This is a genomic window from Pseudomonas putida, from assembly GCF_028682635.1.
Classification (GTDB): Bacteria; Pseudomonadota; Gammaproteobacteria; order Pseudomonadales; family Pseudomonadaceae; genus Aquipseudomonas; species Aquipseudomonas putida_AE.
Genome location: NZ_JANHLK010000001.1, coordinates 119,852 through 146,047 on the forward strand (window position 1 = coordinate 119,852; position 26,196 = coordinate 146,047).

Here is a 26,196-nt window from a genome sequence, read left to right on the forward strand (position 1 = left end):
TTTGGTGGCGCATTATATCTACACCACTCTCAGCGTCCAATACAAACGTTTGTTTGAAATGGCTCCAAGCCAGAGAAATCAAAGTCACCCGGCTTATGAACGGCCATTTTGGCGTATTGACCGGAATAGGTGTTCCGGTCAAGATACGGGCGGTTTTGCGCTCGCCGTAGGCTGACTGTTGGTTTCAAGAGCACCTCTAAAGACAGGGCGATGGCAGGAGAGAATGACGCTGCGCTTGCTTGATGCGCAGTTTACACGCCGCGATGTTGAATGACTCCTCAGTCACCACTGACGAACGGTCATACAGATCATGAGCGATGGTCACTTGACACCTTTGCCGGCGTTTTTGGAGGTGCCCTTGCGCCCGATGAGCATCAACCGCCAGGTTCGCCTAGGCGACTTTCTTTTCACCGGAGAGTAACGAGGAATCCATGAAGGTTCTTGTAGCTGTCAAACGCGTTGTGGATTACAACGTGAAAGTTCGCGTCAAGGCGGACAATTCCGGCGTCGATCTTGCCAACGTCAAGATGTCGATGAACCCGTTCTGCGAGATCGCCGTGGAAGAAGCCGTACGCCTGAAAGAGAAGGGTGTTGCGACTGAAATCGTCGTCGTCTCCGTCGGCCCGTCCACCGCTCAAGAGCAACTGCGCACCGCGCTGGCTCTGGGTGCCGACCGCGCCATCCTCGTCGAGTCCGCCGAAGACCTGACCTCCCTGGCCGTTGCCAAACTGTTGAAAGCTGTAGTCGACAAGGAACAGCCTCAGCTGGTGATCCTTGGCAAACAAGCGATCGACAGCGACAACAACCAGACTGGCCAGATGCTGGCTGCACTGAGCGGCTACGGTCAGGGCACCTTCGCTTCGAAAGTCGAAATCAGCGGCGACAGCGTTGCCGTGACTCGCGAAATCGACGGCGGCGCGCAGACCGTTTCCCTGAAACTGCCGGCCATCGTCACCACCGACCTGCGTTTGAACGAGCCGCGTTATGCGTCCCTGCCAAACATCATGAAAGCCAAGAAGAAGCCTCTCGAAGTGCTGACTCCGGACGCTTTGGGCGTTTCCACCGCCTCCACCAACAAGACTCTGAAAGTCGAAGCGCCTGCTGCACGCAGCGCGGGTATCAAGGTCAAGTCGGTGGCTGAACTGGTCGAGAAACTGAAAAACGAAGCGAAGGTAATCTAAATGACTATCTTGGTTATTGCTGAACACGACAACAAAGTGCTGGCCCCGGCCACGCTGAACACCGTTGCTGCCGCCGCTAAAATCGGTGGTGACATCCACGTTCTGGTTGCAGGCCAAGGCGCTGGCGCCGTGGCTGAAGCCGCTGCGCAAGTGGCTGGCGTGAGCAAAGTATTGGTCGCTGATAACGCTGCCTACGCTCACCAACTGCCGGAAAACGTCGCTCCTCTGGTCGCAGAGTTGGGCAATGGCTACAGCCACATCCTGGCTGCCGCCACTTCCAACGGCAAAAACATCCTGCCGCGCGTTGCCGCTGCACTGGACGTTGACCAGATCTCCGAGATCATCTCGGTAGAAAGCGCTGACACCTTCAAGCGCCCGATCTACGCGGGTAACGCCATCGCTACCGTTCAATCGAACGCTGCAGTGAAAGTGATCACCGTGCGTGCCACCGGTTTCGATCCGGTTGCCGCTACCGGTGGTTCGGCGGCTGTTGAAGCCGTTGGCGCTGCCCACGACGCTGGTATCTCCAGCTTCGTCGGCGAAGAGCTGGCCAAGTCCGATCGTCCGGAACTGACCGCTGCCAAGATCGTCGTTTCCGGCGGGCGCGGCATGCAGAACGGCGACAACTTCAAACACCTGTACGCCCTGGCCGACAAGCTGGGCGCTGCCGTCGGTGCTTCCCGCGCCGCGGTCGACGCAGGTTTTGTTCCGAACGACATGCAGGTCGGTCAGACCGGCAAGATCGTTGCTCCACAGCTGTACATCGCCGTCGGTATCTCCGGCGCGATCCAGCACCTGGCCGGCATGAAAGACTCCAAGGTGATCGTTGCGATCAACAAGGACGAAGAAGCGCCGATCTTCCAGGTGGCCGATTACGGCCTGGTGGCGGACCTGTTCGAAGCCATCCCTGAGCTGGAGAAGCTGGTCTAATCCGGCTGCTTCACTTATAAAGAGCCCGACCCTTTGGTCGGGCTTTTTTTTTCCTGTAGGAGCGAGCTTGCTCGCGATGGACGTTAACGATGACGCGCGCATTCTGCATGAACGCGGCACATCTGAGACCATCGCGAGCAAGCTCGCTCCTACAGGGATATACACGGTCTCAACGGGAGAGTATTGCCATGGATCTGCGTCTTGCGTGGAGCTTGCTGGGATTGATGCTTTTGCCGACGCTGTCCGTCGCCGCCGGCAAGTGCGAACGCCTGGTGGTCACCGGCAGCCCGGATGCGCCACCGTACCTGTGGCAGGACCCGCAAAATCCCAAGCACCTGATCGGTGCCAGTGCCGATTTGTTGCAGCAGGTAGCAGGGCAGTTGGGGATCAAGGTCGAAATGCTCTATGCCGGCAAACGCTCCCAAGCCCTGGACGAAGTACGCAGCGGGCGCATGGACATGCTGGCCGATGCACCTTTGACGGTCACTGAGCTGGAATCCCTGGATTACATTCATCCACCGTTGCTGGAAAACGATTACCTGGTCTGGACCCGCAGGGACTCGTCGCTGGCTTACCACGAAGTGCAGGACCTGCATGGTCATCCAGGCGCTTTGTCGGAAAAGTCTCGATTGACCTCGGCATTCGCTACTTACGCCGAGCAGCAATTGGCCCTCACACGTACGCCAAACCTGACCCAGGCCTTTCAGAAACTGCTGTTGGGCGAGGTGGAATTTGTCCTGGCCGGGCGCTACTCCTGCATGGCAATGGCGCAGACGTTGGGCATGGCCAATGACCTGGTTGCCCGTGAGCAACCGGTCGACAGACCTGGACTGTTCCTGGCGGTTTCCCATAACTCCGCCTGCAACGATCCGTGGTTGCGCGGACAGCTGGCCAAAAAGATGACAGAATTGCCCGCGTCCGGACTGACGGAGGTCGCGCTGCAACGCAATATCGAGCGTTGGAACGCGCAGCAGAAAAAACCTGTCAGTACCCCAAAACAGTAAGGATTTTTAGTGAGTATCCGACCTCTTTTCGCTGCCCTGGCCCTTCTGGCCCTGGCGGGTTGTGCAGCCGATCCGGCGCCGATTGAACAAATGCGCCTGACCGAACAGGCACTCGAGCAAGCGAAGGCCGTGGGCGCTACTGCCGACGAAGTGCCGCAAATGAAACTGGCCGAAGACAAGTACAACCGCGCCAAGGGCAGCATGGCCGACCAATCGTTCAGGAATGCGCGGATGCGCGCTGAACAGGCCGAACTGGATGCGCGCCTGGCAGAAGCCCGGGTCCTGACCCTCAAGAGCGAAGAGCAGCTGAATGTGCTCAACACCCGCATCGCCCGCCTGCGCAAGCAACTGGGAGATGCCCAATGAGCCTCAAGACCCTAACCCTCGGCGGTGTGATCCTGGCCGGCTGCATGAACCTTTATGGTTGCGCCGGTCAGCACAGTGAGTCGGCATTGCAGCAGGCCGGTGCTGATTTCCAGAAGGTCAAGGAAGACTCCAACGTGTTGCGCATCGCGCCAAAGGACGTGATTCGGGCCGGTGAGTCCCTGGCCCGCGCCGATCGGTTGTCCAGCTACTGGGGCAGCGGCTCGGACGTGGTGCATTACGCCTACCTGAGCCAGCGCTACAGCGAAATCGCTCGCGAGCACACCAACCAGGTGCTCAACGAAGAGCGCGCCGCGAAGCTCGAACTGGAGCGTCAACGCCTGCAACTGGCGTTGCGCGAATCCAAGCTGTTCAGCGTCCAGCAGCAGGGCAAGTTGCTCGAAGAACAGATTGTTGCGCTGGCGACCACCCAGACCGATCGTGGCCTGGTGATGACCCTGGGCGATGTGCTGTTCGACACCGGTGAAGCAGAGCTGAAAAACTCGGCCAATCGCGTGGTGCTCAAGATCGTGCAATTCCTGCAGCTCAACCCCAAGCGTGTGGTGCGGATCGAGGGCTACACCGACAGCACCGGCGGCAAGCAGGACAACCTCAAGTTGTCGCGGGACCGTGCGCAATCGGTGGCTGACGTCTTGATGGACCTGGGCATCGACGACAAGCGCATCAAGGTGGAAGGCTACGGCGATGAATACCCGGTAGACGTGAACGCTTCCGAGCGCGGCCGTGCGCAGAACCGTCGAGTGGAAATCGTGTTTTCCGACGAAAAAGGCCAGTTGGGCGCCGCCCGCTGAATGTGAAATCCGGCCTGCAGGAGCTGACGAGTGAAACGAGGCTGCGATCTTTTGATCTTCCTTGAAACTCAAGTGACCCTGTAAAGATCGCAGCCTCCTTTCAGTCGACAGCTCCTGCAAATCTCGTACTACCCGGCGCTGCCAAACAGCGCCGGGTTTTTTTATGTCTGCCAAATATCTCGCAAAACAGTACAGTTCTTGCTGACACTGCACTGTACTGTCGACTATTGTGGCAACTGTCCCCGTACACTTCTAAACTGTTCCGGTATTGTTTTACACAAGAATAAAATACCCGTGAAATCGAGTGCTGCGTCATGACCAACCTCTTGCTCTACCAACGTATTGCTCAGCAACTGGCCGAAGACATCCGCCGTGGTGTCTATCAACCGGGCGAGCGCGTGCCTTCGGTGCGCAAGATGAGTTCGCAGCTCAACGTCAGCCATGCCACGGTGTTGCAGGCGTATGCCAACCTCGAGGATCAGGGGCTGATCCGCGCGCGGCCGCAGTCCGGTTACTACGTGCACCAGACCCCGGCGCTGACGGCGCCGACCCCGGACATCGCCCGGGTCGAACGGCCAGGCCTGGTCACCCGCAGCAGCATCATCCAGCAGGTGTTGGTCGAATCGCGCCGTGAGGGCGTTTTTCCCCTGGGCGCCGCGGTGCCCAGCGTCGACTATCTACCGGTGCGGGCGCTGCATCAGCAGTTGGCCAAGGTCACCCGGTTCCATAGCCCGCGGGCTTTCAGCTACATGTTCAGCCCCGGTTTCGAACCCTTGCGCCGACAGGTGGCGATCCGCATGCGCGATGCCGGCGTGGTGGTCGACCCCTCGGAAGTGGTGATCACCCACGGCTGCGTCGACGCCTTGCAGATGTCCCTGCGGGTGCTGACCCGGCCCGGTGACCTGATCGCAGCCGAGTCGCCAACCTACTACGGGTTGCTGCAGCTGGCCGATCTGCTGGGCCTCAAGGTCATAGAAATTCCCAGCGACCCGTCCACCGGCATGAGTCTGGAAGCCCTGCAATTGGCCGCCAACCAGTGGTCGATCAAGGCGCTGGTGCTGACCACTCGTCTGAGTAACCCGCTAGGCGGCACCATGCCCGAAGAGCGGCAGAAGCAGCTGCTGCGCCTGGCGTCGGACTTCGATATCCAGATCGTCGAAGACGATATCTACGGCGAGCTGATGTTCGAGCAGGGCCGCACCAAATCGCTCAAGGCCTATGACCGCCTGGATCGCGTGATCTATTGCTCCAGCTTCTCCAAGACCCTGTCGCCGGGAGTGCGGATCGGCTGGATGATTGCCGGCAAGTACCAGCAGGAGATCCAGCGCCTGCAGACTTTCAGTACTCATTCGGCCTGCAGCGTCACCCAGATGGGCATTGCCGCCTATCTGGAAAACGGTGGCTACGACCGCCATTTGCGTTACATCCGCCAGGAGTACCGCAAGAACCTCAGCGCTTTCCAGCTGGCGGTGCAGCAGTATTTCCCCGAAGGCACGCAGATGACCCGGCCGACCGGCGGTTTCATTTTGTGGGTGAGCCTGCCGGGACGGGTCAACACCCAGGAACTGCACGTGCGCGCGTTGCAGCAGGGCATCAGTATCGCGCCAGGGCTGATCTTCAGTAACACCGAGCAGTTCAATCACTGCATCCGGCTCAATTGCGGGATCCCATGGAACCGCGAAGCCGAACGGGCGTTGATGACCCTGGGCATGCTTGCCACCCAGCTCTGCCAGGAGATGGCCGGCGGCTTTTGACCGGGCGGTTCCGGTCCGTGCTTGTCACGGGGCGCGCAACAGGCGAGCATATGCACCTCTGTCGTTTTCGCCGTTTGCATCGTTGGGTCCATGAAGCCGATTTTTCCTGCCGCCTGGCTGTTGATCTGCCTGTTAGCGAGTGTTCTGCCGGCGTCCGCGCAGGCCCAATCCGTGCAGGAAAAACCCACCGCCAGCACCCCGAAAAAAAACGCACCTGCGAGTAAAACCGCGCCGGCGAAAAAGACCGCCGCGGTAAAAAAGCGCCCACCGGTTGCTTCAAAGTCAAAACCGGCCAGCGAGGTGGTGAAAACCCCAATCCCTTCAGCCGACCTGGACCTGAGTTTGCCCAAGGACATGGTCGAAGAGCTGAAACCGGTCGGTACAGTGCCATTACCCAAGCGCGAACCGGTGTTGCCGGAAATGTTCGGCGACAAAAACAACCAGTTCCAGATCAACGGCAAGCTGATCAATAACGAAATGCAGTTGCAACTGCGTAACGAAGAACGCCGTGAAGTCGAAGGCGCGGCGCTGGAGTTCGAATTCAAGCGCTGAATCCCGCCTTTGCATGCCCGCAAGCAAAGACGCTTGGTCGGAGACTGCCCGGTCACGCTCGCTTGCGGGTAAAAACCCGAGGCCGAGTAATTTAAAACAACTGTTTTAGCGGTTACTCTGTGCCCCGTCCTTTAACACATTGCTCGTCGCGAGGAACTTTTCGTCATGAAATGCCGTGAGGGCTGTGGCGCCTGCTGCATAGCCCCTTCCATCAGTTCACCGATTCCCGGTATGCCCAATGGCAAAGCCGCCGGGGAGCGTTGCCTGCAACTCTCTGCAGAAAACCTGTGCAACATTTTCGGTAAACCCGAGCGTCCGGCGGTGTGTTCGGCTTTCGAGGCTGACGTCGAGGTGTGTGGCAGCAGCAGCGAAGAGGCTATTCGGTTGATTGGCTGGTGGGAGCAAATGACGGCCGCGTGATGTGTTCGACGAACGGAACTTCAACAATAAGGAATAAGATTATGGGTTCGCTGCATCGTATGGCTGTGTTGTGTGGTTTGACGGCTGTCCTGGCCACGTCGGTCGCCCAGGCCGAAGACTGGAAGGTCGCCAGGAATGAAGACGGCATCAAGATATCCCTGAGTGAAGTGCCCGGCTCCGACTACAAGGCCTATCAGGGCGTCACGCTGATGAAGACCACCGTGGCCAAGCTGCGCGCGCTGCAGGAAGACGTGGTCGGCACCTGCGCCTGGATTCACGAGTGCAAGACCCAGAAGTTGCTCAAGCGCGAAGGCGACCAGAGCTGGACCTACACCCAGTTCAATACGCCATGGCCGGTCACGCCGCGTGATTCGGTGGTGCATATCACCACGACTGTTGGTGCTGATGGCAGCCTGACCCGCAAGCTCGAGGGCGTGCCGAAATACATTCCTGAAGAAAAAGGTTTTGTCCGGGTCGCCAAGGTCGACGGTTTCTGGAAGTTCGTACCCAAGGGCGATCAGGTCGAGGTGACCTACCAGGTGCATACCGAGCCTGGCGGCAGCGTGCCATCGATGGTGGCCAACAAGTTTGTGGTCGATGCCCCGTTCAATACGTTGAAAGCCCTGAAAGAGCGCGCCGAGAAGTAACGCCGATCAAAGATCGCAGCCCCTGTAGGAGCTGCCGAAGGCTGCGATCTTTCGCCTTTATTGTGTTTCCAGATATTCGTTGCACAAAATTTTCACAAAGCCTCCAAGACAATTCGCCCGCGCCGCCATCGACGAACAGTAATCAATGGCAATGCCGCGATTGATCGTGCAACATTTGCGCACCGCGCAAACCCCGGGGCCGAGTACTGGCCAACAGAGGGCAGGGCGCAGCTGTATTTTCGAAACTTCAACTTCCAATGGGTCCTAAAACGACATGGCAATCCCGGACGCCCTGAGTCAGAAGCGAGCATCGAGTCGCTTGCTGCAACCGACCGTCAAATCGCATCTGGCCTACACGCTGTTGTGCGCTCTGGTCATGATGGTGATGTTTTCCGCACTGCGCCTCGCGCTGCTGGTCTACAACCGCGAAATGATCCTCGATACACCGGCCGCGACCTTTTTCGAAGCATTCGCCAATGGCCTGCGTTTCGACCTGCGCCTGGTGGTGTACCTGAGCATTCCGCTGGTGCTGGCGCTGTTCAGTGCCAGGGCCATGGCCGCGCGCGGGATCTTTCGCCTGTGGCTGACGGTAACTTCCAGCATCGCGCTGTTCCTCGGCCTGATGGAGATGGACTTCTACCGTGAATTCCACCAGCGCCTCAACGGGCTGGTCTTCCAGTATGTGAAGGAAGACCCGAAAACCGTGATGAGCATGCTCTGGTACGGTTTCCCGGTGGTTCGCTACCTGCTGGCCTGGGCCTTGGGTACCTGGATCCTGAGCCTGGCGTTCAAGGGTGCCGACCGTGCCACGCGTCCCCGTGGCCCGTTCAGTGGCGGCAGCATCAGCACCCGCCAGGTGGCTCCCTGGTACTCGCGCGCCATGGTGTTCGTGGTCTGCCTGCTGATCTGCGTGGTCGCGGCCCGCGGTACCTTGCGCCAAGGCCCGCCCATGCGTTGGGGTGATGTCTACACCACTGATTCCAACTTCGCCAACCAGCTGGGCCTCAACGGTACCCTGTCCCTGGTGGCGGCGGCGAAGAGCCGGATGTCCGAAGATCGCGACAACATCTGGAAAGCCACCTTGCCGCAACCGATGGCGCAGCAGACCGTACGCGACCTGCTGGTGATGCAGGACGACAAACTGGTGGATGGCGAGACCGCCGCCGTGCGTCGCGACTACACACCGCCGGCGGACAAGACCCTGCCGATCAAGAACGTCGTCGTGATCCTGATGGAAAGCATGGCCGGTCACTCGGTGGGTGTACTGGGCGGGCCGGGCAACATCACGCCATACCTCGACAAACTGTCGAAGGAAGGCCTGTTGTTCGACCGCTTCTTCTCCAACGGTACCCACACCCACCAGGGCATGTTCGCCACCATGGCCTGCTTCCCGAACTTGCCGGGTTTCGAATACCTGATGCAGACCCCGGAGGGCAGCCACAAACTGTCCGGCCTGCCGCAGCTGCTCAGCGCTCGTGACTACGACGACGTGTATGTCTACAACGGCGATTTCGCCTGGGACAACCAGTCCGGTTTCTTCAGCAACCAGGGCATGACCAACTTCATCGGGCGTAACGACTTCGTCAACCCGGTGTTCTCCGACCCGACCTGGGGTGTGTCCGACCAGGACATGTTCGACCGTGGCCTGGTGGAGCTCAAGGCCCGTGATGGCAAGGACAAGAAACCCTTCTATGCCTTGCTGCAAACCCTGTCCAACCACACCCCGTACGCCTTGCCGAGCCCATTGCCGGTTGAGCGTGTGACCGATCGCGGCAGCCTGAACGAGCATTTGACGGCCATGCGTTACTCGGACTGGGCGCTGGGCCAGTTCTTCGAAAAGGCGCGCAATGAGCCGTACTTCAAGGAAACCCTGTTTGTCATCGTCGGCGACCACGGTTTCGGCAACGAACGCCAGATCACCGAAATGGACCTGGGTCGTTTCAACGTGCCGATGCTGCTGATCGCACCGGGCATCCAGGAAAAATTCGGCACCCTCGACCACACCGTGGGTACTCAGGTCGACATCGTGCCGACCATCATGGGTCGGATCGGTGGCGAAGTGCGTCATCAGTGCTGGGGCCGCGACTTGCTCAACCTGCCTGAGGGCGATACCGGGTTTGGCGTGATCAAGCCATCGGGCAGCGAGCAGACCACCGCGATCATCACCGCGGACCAGATTCTGGTGTTGCCGAAGGACAAGGACATGGAGCCGAAGATGTACCAGTATGAACTGGGCGCTACGCCTCGTGCCGTGGTCGTTCCGAATGCACCGCGTACCGCCGAGCTTAAAACCAAGCTCGAAGCGTTCCTGCAAACGGCGACCAAGAGCCTGATCGATAACACCGCTGGTGTGGTCGACGGCAAGCCGGACTAAACAACGCTGCAATAAAAAAGAGGCCCTTCAAGGGCCTCTTTTTTTATCGGTCAAAACTTCATATCTTGCCGAGCAACACCAGGATCAGTATCACCACCAACACCACGCCGATGATACCGGACGGGCCATAACCCCAACTTCTGGAGTGCGGGAAGACCGGTAGACCACCGATCAGTAACAGGATCAGAATGATCAGAAGAATTGTGCCCATGTCTGTTTCCTTGCTGTAAGTGTTCAGGAATGACTTAGCCGTTATCAGTCAGCGGGAATGTCATTAATTCGAGCTGCTTAAAAAATCCGACCGCGACGCAAGGCAGAAAATTCCAAGTTTTTTTGCGGTTTTTAGAACTATTGCCTATTCCGTCTGCTGTTAAGTTAGTTGGTGCGCCGCGTTCGTGGTTTGCTTGGGGCATTCAGCAATCTGATAGAGCGTGGGTCGGCCTACAGCCTTCGCTACACTCGACGCATCTTCCCCAGAACAACAAGGCTGTTTGCTATGCAAAATCGCATGATGATCACTGGCGCAGGCTCCGGCCTGGGTCGCGAAATCGCGCTGCGCTGGGCGCGCGAAGGCTGGCAGCTGGCCTTGTCGGATGTCAGCGAAACGGGTTTGCAGGAAACCCTGAAGCTGGTGCGCGAAGCCGGTGGCGATGGCTTCATCCAGCGCTGTGATGTGCGTGACTACAGTCAACTGACCGCCTTCGCCCAGGCATGCGAAGTCAAGCTGGGGGGCATCGACGTCATCGTCAACAACGCGGGCGTGGCCTCGGGCGGGTTCTTCAGCGAGCTGTCCCTGGAGGACTGGGACTGGCAGATCGCAATCAACCTCATGGGCGTGGTCAAGGGTTGCAAGGCCTTCCTGCCGTTGCTGGAGAAGAGCAAGGGCAAGATCATCAACATCGCGTCGATGGCGGCGTTGATGCAAGGCCCGGCCATGAGCAACTACAACGTGGCCAAGGCCGGCGTGGTGGCGTTGTCCGAAAGCCTGCTGATCGAACTCGCGCATCAGGAAGTCGGCGTGCATGTGGTGTGCCCATCGTTCTTCCAGACCAATCTGCTGGACTCCTTCCGCGGCCCGACCCCGGCCATGAAAGCCCAGGTCGGCAAGTTGCTGGAAAGCTCGCCCATCAGTGCCGCCGATATCGCCGACTATATCTACCAGCAAGTCGCCGCTGGCGAATTCATGATCCTGCCCCACGAACAGGGCCGCCAGGCCTGGGCGCTGAAGCAGAAGAACCCGCAACTGCTGTACAACGAAATGACCCTGATGGCCGACAAGATGCGCGCCAAGGCCAAACAATCCGCAAGCTGAACTTGCCCGCCTGCAACAGCCTCGTTAGGGTGGCCGCCATCGGCCATCCTCGCGAGACCTTCCCATGCTCAATTACCTGTGGTTTTTCCTCGCGGCGCTGTTCGAAATCGCCGGTTGCTTTGCCTTCTGGATGTGGTTGCGCCAGGGTAAAAGCGTCTGGTGGGTGCTGCCGGCGCTGCTCAGCCTGACGTTGTTCGCGCTGTTGCTGACGCGAATAGAAGCGACTTATGCAGGCCGCGCCTATGCCGCCTACGGCGGTATCTACATCATTGCTTCGATTGGCTGGCTGGCGGTGGTCGAGCGGATTCGTCCGCTGGGCTCCGACTGGCTCGGCGTGGCGCTGTGCGTGATCGGCGCAAGCATCATCCTGTTCGGCCCGCGCTTCTCGGCCTCCTGACGAATCGGCCTTGCTTGATAGAAGTGGTGTGTCAGACATTTCCTTCAGCAAGGTAGGCCTGTGCTTGTAGGTTTGGTCTGGATTACCGCGGCTGCCTTGTAGGCCCGCGGTGCGCCGGGCATCTTCAAGGTCCGATAACTCTGAAGGACCACAGCCATGCTTGTACTGAGTCGCGTAGTCGGCGAATTGATTTCCATCGGCGACACCATTTCGGTGCGCATCATCGCCGTCAATGGCGGCAATGTGCGCTTCGGCATCGAAGCCCCGCACGATGTCAGCGTGCACCGTACCGAGATCTACGAGCGAATCCAGCGCAAGCTGGCGCGGAACAGGAAATCAGTCGAATAGGTGCTTGGGCACGTCATGCTTGAGCATCAGCTGGCATTGCTCGCTTTCCGGATCGAAGACAATCAGGGCCTGGCCCTTGATCAAGGCCTGGCGAACCCGCAAGACACGGGTTTCCAGCGGCGTGTCATCGCCATTGTCGGTACCGTCGCGGGTCACGAAGTCTTCGATCAGGCGGGTCAGGGTGTCGACTTCAAGTTGGTCGTGGGGAATCAGCATGGGCACCTCTGTCAAATCAATGGCGCGATGCTACGGTGGTTATGAACGCATCACCAGTAGGAGCTGCCGCAGGCTGCGATCTTTTGACTTTGATTTTTAAAAACAAGATCAAGAGATCGCAGCCTGCGGCGGCTCCTACAGGATTGTGTTTCCTTAGCTGTTGTTGCGTTGGCCCACCAGGCTATCCACCGACGGCACCCGCGTATCGCTTTCCATCTGCGTTTCATGTTCGATCTGGTGACTGAACCGGTCCAGCGAACCCTGGGCCGGCTGTGCGTCGCTGGCGAACACCGGCGGGCTGAGGATGTAGGCACCGAGCAGGCGACTGAGGGCGGCGAGACTGTCGATGTGGGTGCGTTCGTAGCCGTGGGTGGCATCGCAGCCGAAGGCGAGCAGGGCGGTGCGGATGTCATGGCCGGCAGTGACCGCCGAGTGAGCATCGCTGAAGTAGTAGCGGAACAGGTCGCGGCGTACCGGCAGCTCGTTGTCGCTGGCCAGGCGCAGCAGGTGCCGCGACAGGTGATAGTCGTACGGCCCGCCGGAATCCTGCATCGCGATGCTCACCGCGTGTTCGCTGGAGTGCTGGCCGGGCGCGACGGGCGCGATGTCGATGCCGACGAATTCACTGACGTCCCAGGGTAATGCCGCCGCTGCGCCACTGCCGGTTTCCTCGGTGATGGTGAACAGCGGATGACAATCGATCGCCAGCTCTTCGCCGCTGTCGACGATCGCTTTCAAGGCTGCCAGCAATGCCGCGACACCGGCCTTGTCGTCCAGGTGACGGGCGCTGATGTGGCCGCTTTCGGTGAACTCCGGCAACGGGTCGAAGGCGACGAAATCGCCGACGCTGATGCCCAGGGAATCGCAATCGGCGCGGGTCGCGCAATAGGCATCCAGGCGCAACTCGATGTGATCCCAGCTGATCGGCATTTCATCCACGGCGGTGTTGAACGCGTGCCCGGAGGCCATCAAGGGCAGCACACTGCCACGGATCACACCATTGTCGGTAAACAGGCTCACGCGGCTGCCCTCGGCAAAGCGACTGGACCAGCAGCCCACGGGGGCCAGCGTCAGGCGGCCGTTGTCCTTGATGGCGCGCACGGCGGCGCCAATGGTGTCCAGGTGGGCGGAAACGGCGCGGTCCGGGCTGTTTTTCTTGCCCTTGAGGGTGGCGCGGATGGTGCCGCGGCGGGTCATCTCGAAGGGAATGCCCAGCTCTTCAAGCCGTTCGGCGACATAGCGCACGATGGTGTCGGTGAAGCCGGTGGGGCTGGGAATGGCGAGCATTTCCAGCAGGACTTTTTGCAAATAGGTCAGGTCTGGTTCCGGGTATTGGCGGGTCATGGAAACTCCTGATGAGTTGAGGCCATCGATGGTTTCGATGAAGGTTTTTTGTGGCCTGCCAGGCCGTCTTCCCTGGCAAGCCAGCTCCTACAGGTCAAACACAAAACCTTGTAGGAGCTGGCTTGCCAGCGAAGGCGGCCGGCCAGCCACCACAATTAAGAAACAGCCGGCTGACTGTGCGGAAACAACAGATCGACAAACCGCTCGGCCGTCGGCTGCGGTTCATGATTGGCCAGCCCGGCGCGCTCGTTGGCTTCGATGAACACGTACTGCGGTTGATCGGCGGCAGACACCATCAGGTCGAGGCCGACCATGGGAATATCCAGTGCCCGCGCCGCGCGCACCGCGGCGTCCACCAGCGTGGGATGCAGGATCGCGGTGACGTCTTCGAGAATCCCGCCTGTGTGAAGATTCGCTGTACGACGTACGAACAGATGCTCGCCCGCGGGCAGAATGCTGTCGAAGTCATAGCCCGCGGCGTGAACGGTGCGTTCGGTCTCATGATCCAGCGGGATCTTGCTTTCGCCGCTCGTGGCTGCCTGCCGCCGCCGACTCTGGGCTTCGATCAGCGCGCCGATGGAGTGCTGGCCATCGCCCACCACCTCAGCCGGCCGACGAATAGCCGCGGCCACCACTTCAAAGCCGATCACCAGGATCCGCAGGTCGAGGCCTTCGTGGAAGCTTTCCAGCAGCACTCGAGTGTCGAATTGGCGGGCCGCTTCGATGGCTTGCTGGACCTCTTCGATGGTCTGCAGATCCACCGCCACCCCTTGCCCCTGTTCACCGTCCAGCGGTTTGACCACCACCCGATGGTGTTCGTCGAGAAACGCCAGGTTGTCATCGGCGTTACCTGCCAGTTGCTGCGCCGGCAGGTTCAGGCCGGCGGCCGTGAGCACTTTATGGGTCAGGCTCTTGTCCTGGCACAGGCTCATGCTGATGGCGCTGGTCAGGTCGCTGAGGGACTCGCGACAGCGTACCCGGCGGCCACCATGGCTGAGGGTGAACAGGCCGGCTTCGGCATCGTCGACCTGGACATCAATGCCGCGACGGTGTGCTTCTTCGACGATGATCCGCGCATACGGATTGAAATTCGCTTCAGGACCCGGGCCGAGAAACAGCGACTGGTTGATGCCGTTCTTGCGCTTGATGGCGAACGTCGAGAGGTTGCGAAAGCCGAGCTTGGCGTACAGGTTTTTCGCCTGGCGATTGTCGTGCAGCACGGACAGGTCAAGGTAACTCAGCCCGCGACTCATGAAATGTTCAATCAGATGCCGCACCAGCACCTCGCCGACGCCGGGCCGTGAACAGCACGGATCGACCGCCAGGCACCACAGGCTGCTGCCGTTTTCCGGATCGTTGAAGGCCTTGTGATGATTGAGGCCCATGACGCTGCCGATGACCGCGCCGCTGTCCTCGTCTTCCGCCAGCCAGTACACCGGCCCCCCCAGGTGCCTGGGGGTCAGCAGGCTGGCATCGATCGGCAGCATGCCCCGTGCGTGGTAAAGCTGATTGATCGCATTCCAGTCGGCGTCGCTCTGGGCGCGGCGAATGCGAAACCCGCGAAACACCCGGGTGGCCTGACGGTAATCGCTGAACCACAGGCGCAAGGTGTCGGACGGATCGAGGAACAGTTGCGTCGGCTCCAGCCCCAGCACTTGCTGGGGCGCGGCGACATAGAGGGCGATATCCCGTTCGCCCGGCTGCTCGTTGAGCAACTCCCGGGCGAGGCTGGCGGCATCGGCGAAGGTATGGCCGATCAGCAAGCGGCCCCAGCCGCAATGCACGGCAATCGGCTCGGCTCCCAGTGCGCTGCCGTCTTCGGCTAGGCGCGCCTGCAAGCGTTCGTAGGAGGGCGCCTGACCGCGCAACAAGCGCTGGCTGAAAGCCGTGGCGTGAGGTTTCATCGGTCAGATTCCTTGTTCGCTGAGCCACAGGTTCAGGGCCGCCAGTTGCCACAGCTTGGAGCCGCGCAATGGGGTCAATTGACCTTGCGGGTCCGTCAGCAGGCGGTCGAGCATCGCGGGTTGGAACAGGCCACGATCCTGGCTCGGATCGAGCAGCAGTTCGCGCACCCAGTTCAGCGTGTCGCCCTGCAAGTGCTTGAGGCCGGGCACCGGAAAGTAACCCTTCTTGCGGTCGATCACTTCACTGGGGATCACCAGGCGCGCCGCTTCCTTGAGGACTTGCTTGCCGCCGTCGGGCAGTTTGAATTTGCCGGGCACCCGGGCCGACAATTCCACCAGGCGATAGTCGAGAAACGGCGTGCGCGCTTCCAGGCCCCAGGCCATGGTCATGTTGTCGACGCGCTTGACCGGGTCGTCCACCAGCATCACCGTGCTGTCCAGGCGCAGGGCCTTGTCCACCGCGGCGTCGGCACCGGGCTGTGCGAAATGTTCCTTCACGAAGTCGCCGGCAGCGTCATTGGCCGTCAGCCATTTCGGTTGCACGGTGGCGGCGTAGTCGTCGTAGCTGCGGTCGAAAAACGCTTCGCGATAGGCCGCGTACGGATCGCTGGCGCCGTCGACCTGGGGATACCAGTGGTAACCGGCAAACAGTTCGTCGGCGCCCTGGCCGCTTTGCACCACTTTGCAATGCTTGGCCACTTCCCTCGACAACAGGTAAAAGGCGATGCAGTCGTGGCTGACCATCGGCTCGCTCATGGCACGGAACGCGGCAGGCAGTTGTTCGATGATCTCGCTTTCGTCGATGCGCAGCTGGTGGTGCTGGGTGCCGTAGTGTTTGGCGATCAGGTCCGAGTACTGGAACTCGTCGCCGCGCTCGCCGCCGGCATCCTGGAAACCGATCGAGAAGGTCGACAGGTTTTCCACGCCGACCTCCCGCAACAGCCCGACCAGCAGGCTCGAATCGACTCCGCCGGACAACAGCACGCCGACATCGACTGCGGCACGTTGGCGGATGGCTACCGCCTCGCGCGTACTGTCGAGTACGCGGTCACGCCAGTCCTCAAGTGTCAGATTTTTCTCATCGTCGTGTGGGCCATAGGGCAGGGTCCACCAGGTTTTCTGCTCGGTACGGCCATCCGCTTCAATGCGCATCCAGGTCGCCGGAGGCACTTTTTCGATGCCGGCCAGCAAGGTGCGCGGCGCCGGGACCACGGCATGGAAATTCAGATAATGATTGAGCGCCACCGGATCGAGGATCGGGTTGATGTCGCCGCCCTTGAGCAGTGCAGGCAAGGCCGAGGCAAAACGCAGGCGCTGGCCGGTGCGCGACAGGTACAGCGGCTTGACGCCGAGGCGGTCGCGGGCGATGAACAGGCGTTGGCTGTCGCGCTCCCAGATGGCGAAGGCAAACATGCCGTTGAGTTTCGGCAGCAGTGCTTCGCCCCAGGCATGGAAACCCTTGAGCAGCACTTCGGTGTCACCGCCGGAATAGAAGGCATAACCCAGGCTTTCAAGTTCGCTGCGCAGTTCCGGGAAGTTGTAGATCGCGCCGTTGAAGGCCAGGGACAGTCCCAGTTGATTGTCGATCATCGGCTGCGCCGAACCGTCCGACAGGTCCATGATTTTCAGGCGGCGATGGCCCAGGGCAATCGGCCCCTGGCTGTGAAAACCCCAGGCGTCGGGGCCTCGAGGTGCCAGGTGATGGGTGATTCGCTCAATGGCTGCAAGGTCTGCAGGTTGATTGTCAAAACGTAACTCGCCAGCTAATCCGCACATAAATTCCTTACCGGTTTTTCCGTTGGGGAGGGGCAATCGATACCGCGCCAAAACGACGGGTACTCAGAAACTGACCCGTCTCGGTAGTGGGAGTTTTAGAACGATGGGTTATAAGCAGGCGTGTACTGGCTAATGCCGGGGGTACACAAGTGTGCAGTGCCAGGGTGGTAATTAATGCTGGGATGCATAGGAGAAGCTGTTAGGACGGTGCCAGATTCGTTCCGCTTTTCGAATTATCAATTGCCCATTGAGCTTCATAAACTGAGGGTCTCCCCATGCAATAAGGATATTGCTCATGCCAGCCACAACACCCAAGGCCACCCCCGCGGCAGTCCCCTTGACCCCCGCAGAACGTCTCGAGGCTCTAGTGGAGCACACAGGCGACCTGGACAAGGCTGAAGCCCTGCAAGCGTCGATTCCGCCATGGTTGGCCATTGCGGATCTGCCAGTGGTGCAGGCGTTGAACGCTGCATTCGAGCAGTCGTTTCCAGCCCAAGGCAAGGTGGCGACGGCGCTTGAACAACTCAAGCCGCTGAACGAGTTCTGCAAAGAGCAACTGACTGACCTCTTGAAAGAAAAATGGGCGATCGAGGTCGACGTCGAGCGGGACACACTGGAAATCGAAAAAAAAACCTGCGAAGCAATGGGGCTGGCCCCGTTCTGTCGCCTGGTTGAAGAAAAAACCATTGCACGCAGCCTGCTCCAGGCGGCCATGGAAAACTTCACCTTTGGGGAAGCAACGAGCGGCGGCGTTCTGAAGGGCGCGGTGATTCGAATCGATGCAAAGGCTCAATCAGGAACTGAAGTCACCGCTGAAAAATTCGCAACGCTCTGTCGTGAGCTCGATCTCGGTGCCCGCTATCGACGTCACATCACTGAAGCCCTGGCCTTGCCGGCCAAGCCTGCAGACGGTGCGCCCATCGATGATCGGGCGGGTACCGCGGACATCCGGCGGCTGAAAGCGCTGGACATGCAGGTCGCGGTGCACATGGCCTACCTGAAAAAGGACATTACCCACGCCGTTTATACGATGCTGCTGAGTGTGCTTGAGCAGGATGTCCCGGCGGCTCAAACCAAGGACGCCCTGTTGGATGGCGCACCGGTGCGTTGGCAAGGGCTGAGAATTCATGACGCCTGCATGTGTGGAGTCCTGGTGTTCAGCAAGGTCTCCATCGAGACCGACGCGAAGGCCAGGTGCGTGGTCTACATGCCGAACGAACCGCGTCGACCGCTGTTTGAATACGCCTCGCGGGAGGAATTCGAGAGCTACCTCACCCTTCATCTGCAAAGCAAAAGCTATAGGAAGTTTTTCGGTGGGCAATACCTGCACGGCCATGACAGGACCGGTTTTTTTACCGGGTTCGACAAGGACAAGAACCTGGGAACGCTGACTGCCACACCCGCCGACACCTGCCTTGCCGATTTTTTCTTCAGTTCGTTTGTCAGCAAGATTGAAGAAGACACACGAATCCTTGCTGTCCCGACCGAAGACGTCGATGCACAACAAAGGGAAAAAACCTATCAGGTATTGGAGGGTGCGGGTCTTGTGCTATTGACCGCATTCTCGTTTTTCGTCCCGGTGATCGGTCATCTGATGCTGGCGGCGGCTGCAGTCGATATCGTCAGCGAGGTGTTCGAAGGTGTGCAGGATTGGACACACGGTGAGCGAAAACAGGCGTTGTCGCATTTGCTCAACGTCGTGGAAAACCTCGGGCAGATGGCGGCATTCGCAGCGGGCGGCAAAGTGATCACGTCAGCCGTCAAAGGCGTGAAAGAGCAAGTGGCATTCTTCGACGGTTTCGAGGCCGTCACGCGCACGGATGGCAAGGCAAGGTTATGGAAGCCCGACCTCGAACCCTATAAACGGACCACGACTCTGCCAGCCGACGTGCAAGCGGATTCGCAAGGGCTTTACCGGCATGCCGGGCAGACGTCGATCGTCATGGATGGAGCACCCTATGGCGTGACCCGCAACGCTGCGGACTCGGCATGGATCATCAACCACCCGGCGCGCACGGATGCCTACCAGCCTGCCGCCCTGCGCAACGTGCACGGTGGCTGGCGGCATGTCCATGAGCACGCGCACGAGTGGCGCGATGGCGCTTACGCATTGGAACGCACGGATCAGCACCTGAGTGATTTGGGCAGTGATCTGGAAGCGATTGCCGAAATCACCGACATAACCCCTGAAAATTTGCACCCTTTGCATGAAAGCAACCTCAAGTTACCGCAGCGGCTGTATGACTGTGTCCAGCGTTTCAGGATCGAGCGGCGCATTACCAGGCTGGTCGCAGCGATGGCGCGGGGAGAGACCTCGAATACGGACTTCATCCAGGAGCAATTGCATACGCTGCCGAGGCTGCCCGGCTGGCCGAAGGAACGCTTCATCGAAGTGCGCAACGAACAAGGCCGGGTCGTGTCCCGCTTCCCCGAGACTGCACCACAGGACGACGACGTCAACAGCGTGCAAGTCAGTCAGAAACAACTGGATTCGGGGCAACTGCTCGATACCGTTATCCAGGGCCTCTATCCGAACGAAGTGGAAAACATCGTCGGTAAAGCATCGACTGAATCGGACTCGCATCTGTTGGCAAAGAAGATCGCGACAAGCCTCGAGGGCGATCGTCAGTCGCTGTTCGAGTGGCTGTATAAAACCTGGGACGGCAGCGCTACCGGCGACGTCGCGACACTGCGCGAACACGCCGCTGACCTTCCCGTCCGAGTGGGTCAGGAGTTGCTGGAAAACGCCTCTGGCAGGGATCGAAGTTTTCTGGCTGATCGCAAGATAGCTGGCGTCGACCTCGCCCGGCAGGTCCATGGGGCGCAGGCCATGATCAGGCAGGACCGTGCACTCACGGGGCTGCATCTGCCGCCACTGGCCAATGCCGATACCGACAAACTGGCGCTCGGACTGATGAACCGGGTGCAAGGCTGGAATGGCGACGTTCGACTCGAAGTGCGACAGGGATCGACAACCGGCACCTTGCTCGCCAGCGTGGGCAAGGCAGAGGCGAAGTCGTGTGGAGTGATCGTCAAGATATCCACCGGCTATCAGGTCATCCAAGGCACTGGCAATGTGGTCTCCACGCTGACGAGCGAAACGCTGCTGCAGTCGATACTGGATACACTGCCTGCCTCACAACGCTCCGCCATGGGCTTGACTGGCAGCGATACCCTGGATTTCCCGACACTGCGATCACGCCTGTCGAGGGCCGCCACGGCTGACCCGGCGCACACCGGGCGGCTGCTGCGGGGTGAGCGCAATGAAACACCGGAACACCTGTCTGCCTGTGTCCAGGCCGATCCTCCCGCTGCCAGTGCTTATGCAAGAGGCATGATTCGTAAAGTCAAAAAGCTCTATCCGCTGTTCACCGAGGTCCAGGTCTTGGCGTTCCTGGACGCGGCCGGCAGTACGCAGATGCAGCGGGGAAATCGAATCAGGATTCTGGAACAGCAATTGAAGAAACTGCGCCAGGTGCTGCACGACTGGCGTGACGATGAAATGCAAATGAAGTCACTTGGGGGGCAACTTGATGTTATCCGGGTCAACCGTCGTCAGGTGGCCATGACCATCGAGAACTGCTGGCGCCGGATAACGCCTGCAGGCTGGCCGCCACATGACCCCTTCACCTCGCTCACGCTGATTCGCAACCCGGTGGGCCCATTACCGACCCTGACCGAGGACGATGTCGCCCATGTGCGCAGCCTTTCCATCATGGACATGCAGGCCGGCGATGAACTGGAGTATTTTCTCAAGCCCTTCAAAGGCCTTGTCAGCCTGGAACTGGACCGCAATCGACTCACACGATTGCCTGAAGTGCTGTCACACATGCCTAACCTTCAACATTTGAGGCTGGACGGTAATGGGATAGCGCTTACCGAGCACACGTTGCGCAAACTGGCCGACATGCGCACATTGCGTACCTTGGGGCTCAGCGGCAATCGGTTGGGTGCCACCATCGATGTCAGCAAGATGCTGGATCTCAGAGACCTGTTTCTGCGCGATACCCATGCCACGGAACTGCCCGTCGGTCTTAACCGTTTGCCGTACCTGAATTTCCTCGACCTGCGTGGTAATCAGATAATGGAATTGCCCGCCTGGCTGTTCCAGGTCCCTCGGCGTTTCGCCGAAGCGATCAATCTGCGTGATAACCCGATATCCGAGACAAGCCGTACGCTGCTGGAAACCTATCGCAACAATAGGGGGGTCGGGATGGGGTTGCTGGATGATAAAGCCGTGGTGATCAGTGAACAAAGGGCTAGAGACCTGTGGCTGCCAGAAAATTCTGAAGAGACCTATACCCGTCGTAATCGTCAATGGCTGGCGCTGACGAACGAACCCGGCGCGAATGGATTCTTTGAACTGCTGGCAGAACTGGGTGGCAGCGCAGATAACCGCTTTGTCCACGAAGACATGACCCGTCGGGTGTGGAGTGTCATTGATGCGATCCAGACTGATTCGGCGTTGCGCGACCAATTGCTGGCGATGGCAGTGAGAGCCAATTGCGCTGATGCGGCGGCCACGATCTTCAGTAACCTTGAGGTGGCCGTGAATATCGATACGGTGGTTCGCCAGTCCGCCAATGCCCATGATCAGGCGGCTCGGCTGTTGAATCTTGGGCGCCGCTTGTTCCGCCTGGATTACCTGACCAGGCTCGCCCGGGAACATGCCCGGCCCCATCCCGACCTCGAACCGCTGGAAGTGGAGTTGGCCTATCGCACCGGCCTGGCAGACAGGCTCGACATTTTCGGTCAGCCCCGGCATATGCGCTATGCGTCCAATAGCGGCGTTACAGCCAAGGACCTGGAAACCGCCTACAGCAAGGTCATCACCGCCGAAACATCCCCCGAATTATCGACTTACATACAGGGCCGCACGTTTTGGAGTGACTTTTTGCGACAGCATCATGGCAAGGACTTCACTGATGTGGCCGCGCCTTTTCAAGAGCAAATGCAGGCGGCCATTGATAGCGAGAAGGAGTTTGGCGCGGACTATCTCGCCACGGTCGACGGCATCGTCGCTAACATGAAGACAGAGGAGAGCAAGTTGTTGAAGCGCCTGACCGAGGCGGCCATGAAGGCCGTCGAGTCAGAGACTTGTTTTGCCCTGGATTGAACGCCTCAGGCCTTGCCGCGTATCAAGCGCCGCAAAGCGAAGCGGTTGGGATGGCAGGCCTCGGCCACGGCCCTGGGCAGCGGCAGCGGTTCGTCATCCAGCCAGGCGGCGATCAATTCGCCTGACAATGGCGCGGTGATCAGCCCTCGCGAACCGTGGCCGCTGTTGACGTACAAGCCATCCAGCCAGGGGCAGGGGATGTCCGGGGTTTGCCGGGCATCCTTGCTCAATACGCTGTAGGCGTCGGCGAAGGCCTGGCTGTCCGCCAATGGACCGACAATCGGCAAGTAATCCGGGCTGGTGCAGCGAAACGCTGCGCGGCCTTCAAGTTCATCGGCCTGCAAGGCGTGTGCGCCGAGACGGGCGACCAGATCCAGGGAAATTTCTTCGAGCATCTGCAAGTTGCCCAGATGTTCGGCAGTGGTTGGGGTCAGGTCGTCGTTGTTGAAATCGAAACTCGCCCCCAGGGTATGTTCGCCCAGGCGTGCTGGCGCGACATAACCTTCAGCGCACACCACGGTACTCAGTGACTGGCTTGAAGGGGTTTGCGGCAGGCGGGTGATTTGTCCGCGAATGCGCTTGAGCGGCAACTCGCGGCTGTAGGTGAATCGCTTGATCTCGGCAGCGCCGGCCAGCACCACGGTGGGGGCGTCGGCCAGCAGCCTGTCGCCATCCCAGGCTTGCCAGCCGCCGTCCACACGGCGCAGCTCCAGCACATCGTGATGGCTCAGCAGCTCTATGTTCGATTGCGTTGCCTGCCATTGGCACAACGCGGGTGGATGCACCCAACCGCCTTCGGGGTAGAACAGGCCCCCCGCTGGCAACGCGATACCGGCGCGAGCCTCGGCGTGCACTTGGTCGAGTGTGTGCAGCAAGCTTTCGGGAAACGCCGCCGCCAATTGCGCCTGACGCTCGGCTTCCTTGGCATTGAAGGCCAGCTGCAACACCCCGCAATCGTCCCAGTCGACGCCCCGTTGCAAATGCTCGAGCAAGCGCCGGGTGTAACCAAATCCACTGACGATCAATTGCGACAACGCGGTGCCATGGGCGGAAAGCTTGAGGTACAGCACGCCCTGGGGATTGCCCGAGGCTTCCTGCGCCAGCCCGGCGTGACGCTCCAGCAGACTCACCTGCCAACCCCGAGCCGCCAGGCTCGCGGCCGTCGCACAACCGGCCAGCCCGGCGCCGATCACCAGGGCGCGGCGTTCGCCGGTTGCCGGTGTCGGGCGCGCGAACCAGGGTTTGGTTACAGGGGGCATCGGGACTTCTTCGGGCCAGCCGAGAAACGTACCGCGCAGGATTTCCCATTTGTGGCCAATGCCTGGCGTACGTTTCATCTTGAAGCCCGCGGCATTGAGTAGCCGGCGCACCCAGCCGGTACTGGTGAAGGTGCTGATGGTCGAACCGGGTGCCGCCAGACGGGCCAGTTCGGCAAACAGTTCGGCGGTCCACATGTCGGGGTTTTTCGCCGGGGCGAAGCCGTCGAGAAACCAGGCGTCGATCTGCGCGTCCAGTTGCGGCAGTTGCTCCAGGGCATCGCCGATCAGCAAGGTGAGCGTGACGCGGCCGCTATCCAGGACCAGGCGCTGGAAACCCGGGTGGATCGCCCGGTATTGCGCCAGCAGTTGATCGGCGAACGGCTTGAGTTCGGGCCATAACGCCAGCGCTCGTTGCAGGTCGGGCAGGCTCAGCGGGTATTTCTCGACACTGACAAAATGCAATCGCGCACCGGCCTGCGCATGCTGTTCGAACAACTGCCAGGCACAGAGGAAATTCAATCCGGTGCCGAAACCGGTCTCGCCAATCACCAGTCGCCCGCCCACCGGCAACGCGGCAAAGCGTTCACGCAAGGCGTTCTGTTCGAGGAACACGTAGCGGGTTTCATCCAGCCCCGACAGGTCGGAAAAATACACATCGTCGTACACCCGCGAGCGCGGGAGGCCTTGGTCGTCCCAGTCGATCTGGGCGTGGGGCATTACAGGTTTCATGGCAGGCTCGGTCACGGCAAGGCGCACATTCTATCCGATCGCGGCCGGGGTGCTTGATCCATGGCAACGCCGGCAACGGCCCCGGCGATGAAAATGGGATTTCTCCCCCGCAGGAGAGGTCAATCCACTAGTCTTGCTCACATCTGCCAGGGAGCTGCCCATGTTCGAATCCGCTGAAATCGATCACGCCATCGACAAAGAAACCTACGACGCCGAGGTCCCGGCCTTGCGTGAAGCCTTGCTCGACGCGCAATTCGAACTGCGCCAGCAGGGCCGGTTTCCGGTGATCATCCTGATCAATGGCATCGAAGGCGCCGGCAAGGGCGAGACGGTGAAATTGCTCAACGAATGGATGGACCCGCGCCTGATCGAGGTGCGCACCTTCGATCAGCAAACCGACGAAGAACTGGCACGGCCACCGGCTTGGCGCTACTGGCGGATGCTCCCGGCCCGGGGTCGCATGGGCATCTTTTTCGGCAACTGGTACAGCCAGATGCTGCAGGCCCGGGTCCACGGCGTGATCAAGGACCCAAGGCTCGATCAAAGTATCAACGCCGCCGAACGCCTGGAAAAAATGCTCTGCGACGAAGGCGCGCTGATCTTCAAGTTCTGGTTCCACCTGTCCAAGAAACAGATGAAGGCACGCCTCAAGGCGTTGGCCGACGACCCGCTGCACAGCTGGCGCATCAGCCCGCTGGACTGGCAACAGTCCGAAACCTACGACCGCTTTGTGAAATACGGTGAGCGCGTCTTGCGGCGCACCAGTCGCGACTATGCGCCGTGGCATGTGATCGCGGGCATGGATGCGCATTACCGCAGCCTGGTGGTGGGGAAGATTCTGCTCGAAGGCCTGCAGGGCGCCCTGAAACGCCCGAAAATCCGCCCGGAAAAAGTCAACGCCGCCCCCGTGTTCCCCAGTGTTGATCAATTGAACCTGCTGGACAGCCTCGACCTCACCTTGCATCTGGCCAAGGACGATTATGAAGAGCAACTGATCACCGAGCAGGCCAGGTTTTCCGGTTTGATGCGCGACAAACGCATGCGCCGCCACGCACTGATTGCTGTGTTCGAAGGCAATGACGCGGCAGGCAAGGGTGGGGCGATTCGCCGGGTTGCCGCTGCCCTGGACCCGCGCCAGTACAACATCGTGCCGATTGCCGCGCCCACCGAAGAGGAGCGGGCGCAGCCGTATCTCTGGCGTTTTTGGCGGCATGTGCCCGCGCGGGGCAAATTCACCATGTTCGACCGCTCCTGGTATGGCCGGGTGCTGGTGGAACGTATCGAGGGATTCTGCACCCCGGCGGACTGGCTGCGCGCCTACAGCGAAATCAACGACTTTGAGGAACAGCTGACCGACGCCGGGGTGATCGTGGTGAAGTTCTGGCTGTCCATCGACAAACAGACTCAACTGGAGCGCTTCCAGGAGCGCGAAAATATTCCGTTCAAACGCTTCAAGATCACCGAGGACGATTGGCGCAACCGCGACAAGTGGGACGACTATCGCACCGCTGTCGGTGACATGGTCGACCGCACCAGCACGGAGATCTCGCCCTGGACCCTGGTGGAGGCCAATGACAAACGCTGGGCGCGGGTCAAGGTGTTGCGCACCATCAACCACGCCCTGGAAGAGGCGTTCGAAAAGTCGGGCAAGCGCAAGGGCAAATAGTCAGGCGATGGTTACGCATACGCGGGGTGAATGATTGTCGCGGTCGGTAATTGAGTGGGCTTATGCTCGGTCCACTCTCAACCGACAACAAC

At 60.0% G+C, this 26,196-nt stretch carries 21 protein-coding genes; 15 read left to right on the forward strand and 6 right to left on the reverse strand.

Annotation, left to right across the window (positions count from 1 at the left end):
• Positions 1 to 431 precede the first annotated feature (431 nt).
• From NPS56_RS00605 to NPS56_RS00650, 10 genes are all read left to right on the forward strand, one after another.
• A complete protein-coding gene (locus NPS56_RS00605) occupies positions 432 to 1,181 on the forward strand; it encodes an electron transfer flavoprotein subunit beta/FixA family protein (protein ID WP_015093946.1) in 750 nt (249 codons plus the stop codon).
• A complete protein-coding gene (locus tag NPS56_RS00610) occupies positions 1,182 to 2,111 on the forward strand; it encodes an electron transfer flavoprotein subunit alpha/FixB family protein (RefSeq protein ID WP_274072994.1) in 930 nt (309 codons plus the stop codon). It begins immediately after the preceding gene.
• Positions 2,112 to 2,299: 188 nt separating this feature from the next.
• The gene (locus NPS56_RS00615) at positions 2,300 to 3,115 is read left to right on the forward strand and encodes a substrate-binding periplasmic protein (protein ID WP_274072995.1); all 816 of its coding nucleotides are present in this window, start codon (positions 2,300 to 2,302) and stop codon (positions 3,113 to 3,115) included.
• A 9-nt stretch (positions 3,116 to 3,124) separates the two neighbouring features.
• Entirely contained in the window at positions 3,125 to 3,481 is a 357-nt protein-coding gene (locus tag NPS56_RS00620; RefSeq protein WP_274072996.1) for a DUF4398 domain-containing protein, read from the forward strand.
• A complete protein-coding gene (locus tag NPS56_RS00625; RefSeq protein WP_274072997.1) occupies positions 3,478 to 4,290 on the forward strand; it encodes an OmpA family protein in 813 nt (270 codons plus the stop codon). The genes NPS56_RS00620 and NPS56_RS00625 overlap by 4 nt, the downstream gene beginning before the upstream one ends.
• Positions 4,291 to 4,604: 314 nt before the next feature.
• Positions 4,605 to 6,044 (forward strand): PLP-dependent aminotransferase family protein, encoded by a 1,440-nt coding sequence (locus tag NPS56_RS00630; RefSeq protein WP_020799971.1) that lies wholly within the window; start codon positions 4,605 to 4,607, stop codon positions 6,042 to 6,044.
• Positions 6,045 to 6,134: 90 nt separating this feature from the next.
• Complete coding sequence (locus tag NPS56_RS00635; RefSeq protein ID WP_274072998.1) at positions 6,135 to 6,596, forward strand: translation initiation factor 2; 462 nt, start codon at positions 6,135 to 6,137, stop codon at positions 6,594 to 6,596.
• A 165-nt stretch (positions 6,597 to 6,761) separates the two neighbouring features.
• Positions 6,762 to 7,016 (forward strand): zinc/iron-chelating domain-containing protein, encoded by a 255-nt coding sequence (locus tag NPS56_RS00640; RefSeq protein ID WP_046815979.1) that lies wholly within the window; start codon positions 6,762 to 6,764, stop codon positions 7,014 to 7,016.
• 41 nt (positions 7,017 to 7,057) lie between these two features.
• On the forward strand, positions 7,058 to 7,663 hold the full coding sequence (locus NPS56_RS00645; protein WP_274072999.1) for an START domain-containing protein: 606 nt from the start codon (positions 7,058 to 7,060) through the stop codon (positions 7,661 to 7,663).
• Positions 7,664 to 7,937: 274 nt separating this feature from the next.
• A complete protein-coding gene (locus NPS56_RS00650) occupies positions 7,938 to 10,037 on the forward strand; it encodes an LTA synthase family protein (RefSeq protein ID WP_274073000.1) in 2,100 nt (699 codons plus the stop codon).
• A 58-nt stretch (positions 10,038 to 10,095) separates the two neighbouring features.
• Here the strand turns inward: NPS56_RS00650 and NPS56_RS00655 are convergent, their stop codons facing one another.
• Positions 10,096 to 10,248: a DUF3309 family protein gene (locus NPS56_RS00655; protein WP_179056895.1), complete on the reverse strand. Its 153-nt coding sequence runs from the start codon at positions 10,246 to 10,248 to the stop codon at positions 10,096 to 10,098.
• A 285-nt stretch (positions 10,249 to 10,533) separates the two neighbouring features.
• On the opposite strand from NPS56_RS00655, the gene NPS56_RS00660 reads away from it, so the two are divergent.
• From NPS56_RS00660 to csrA, 3 genes are all read left to right on the forward strand, one after another.
• Positions 10,534 to 11,349 (forward strand): SDR family oxidoreductase, encoded by an 816-nt coding sequence (locus NPS56_RS00660; RefSeq protein WP_274073001.1) that lies wholly within the window; start codon positions 10,534 to 10,536, stop codon positions 11,347 to 11,349.
• A gap of 64 nt (positions 11,350 to 11,413) precedes the next feature.
• Complete coding sequence (locus tag NPS56_RS00665) at positions 11,414 to 11,746, forward strand: YnfA family protein (protein WP_274073002.1); 333 nt, start codon at positions 11,414 to 11,416, stop codon at positions 11,744 to 11,746.
• A gap of 156 nt (positions 11,747 to 11,902) precedes the next feature.
• Positions 11,903 to 12,094, forward strand: a complete 192-nt coding sequence (gene csrA, locus NPS56_RS00670) for a carbon storage regulator CsrA (protein WP_274073003.1) — start codon at positions 11,903 to 11,905, stop codon at positions 12,092 to 12,094.
• Here the strand turns inward: csrA and NPS56_RS00675 are convergent.
• The 4 genes from NPS56_RS00675 to NPS56_RS00690 all read right to left on the reverse strand — a co-directional run bounded on the left by NPS56_RS00675 (position 12,083) and on the right by NPS56_RS00690 (position 17,334).
• Complete coding sequence (locus tag NPS56_RS00675; RefSeq protein ID WP_008060849.1) at positions 12,083 to 12,310, reverse strand: YheU family protein; 228 nt, start codon at positions 12,308 to 12,310, stop codon at positions 12,083 to 12,085. The two genes, csrA and NPS56_RS00675, sit on opposite strands and share 12 nt — an antisense overlap.
• Before the next feature lie 153 nt (positions 12,311 to 12,463).
• Positions 12,464 to 13,654 carry an osmoprotectant NAGGN system M42 family peptidase gene (locus NPS56_RS00680; protein ID WP_274073004.1) on the reverse strand — a complete coding sequence of 397 codons (1,191 nt, stop codon included), beginning with the start codon at positions 13,652 to 13,654 and terminating at the stop codon, positions 12,464 to 12,466.
• Between the two features lie 155 nt (positions 13,655 to 13,809).
• Positions 13,810 to 15,558: an N-acetylglutaminylglutamine synthetase gene (ngg, locus tag NPS56_RS00685; protein WP_274073005.1), complete on the reverse strand. Its 1,749-nt coding sequence runs from the start codon at positions 15,556 to 15,558 to the stop codon at positions 13,810 to 13,812.
• 3 nt (positions 15,559 to 15,561) lie between these two features.
• Positions 15,562 to 17,334: an N-acetylglutaminylglutamine amidotransferase gene (locus tag NPS56_RS00690; RefSeq protein WP_274073006.1), complete on the reverse strand. Its 1,773-nt coding sequence runs from the start codon at positions 17,332 to 17,334 to the stop codon at positions 15,562 to 15,564.
• 295 nt (positions 17,335 to 17,629) lie between these two features.
• Here NPS56_RS00690 and NPS56_RS00695 point away from each other — a divergent pair, with 295 nt between their 5' ends.
• Positions 17,630 to 22,450, forward strand: coding sequence for an NEL-type E3 ubiquitin ligase domain-containing protein (locus NPS56_RS00695; RefSeq protein ID WP_274073007.1), 4,821 nt, complete (start codon positions 17,630 to 17,632; stop codon positions 22,448 to 22,450).
• 5 nt (positions 22,451 to 22,455) lie between these two features.
• Here NPS56_RS00695 and mnmC read toward each other — a convergent pair whose 3' ends face one another.
• A complete protein-coding gene (gene mnmC, locus NPS56_RS00700; RefSeq protein ID WP_274073008.1) occupies positions 22,456 to 24,438 on the reverse strand; it encodes a bifunctional tRNA (5-methylaminomethyl-2-thiouridine)(34)-methyltransferase MnmD/FAD-dependent 5-carboxymethylaminomethyl-2-thiouridine(34) oxidoreductase MnmC in 1,983 nt (660 codons plus the stop codon).
• A 160-nt stretch (positions 24,439 to 24,598) separates the two neighbouring features.
• On the opposite strand from mnmC, the gene pap reads away from it, so the two are divergent.
• Complete coding sequence (gene pap, locus NPS56_RS00705) at positions 24,599 to 26,104, forward strand: polyphosphate:AMP phosphotransferase (RefSeq protein WP_274073009.1); 1,506 nt, start codon at positions 24,599 to 24,601, stop codon at positions 26,102 to 26,104.
• The last annotated feature ends 92 nt before the right edge of the window (positions 26,105 to 26,196 follow it).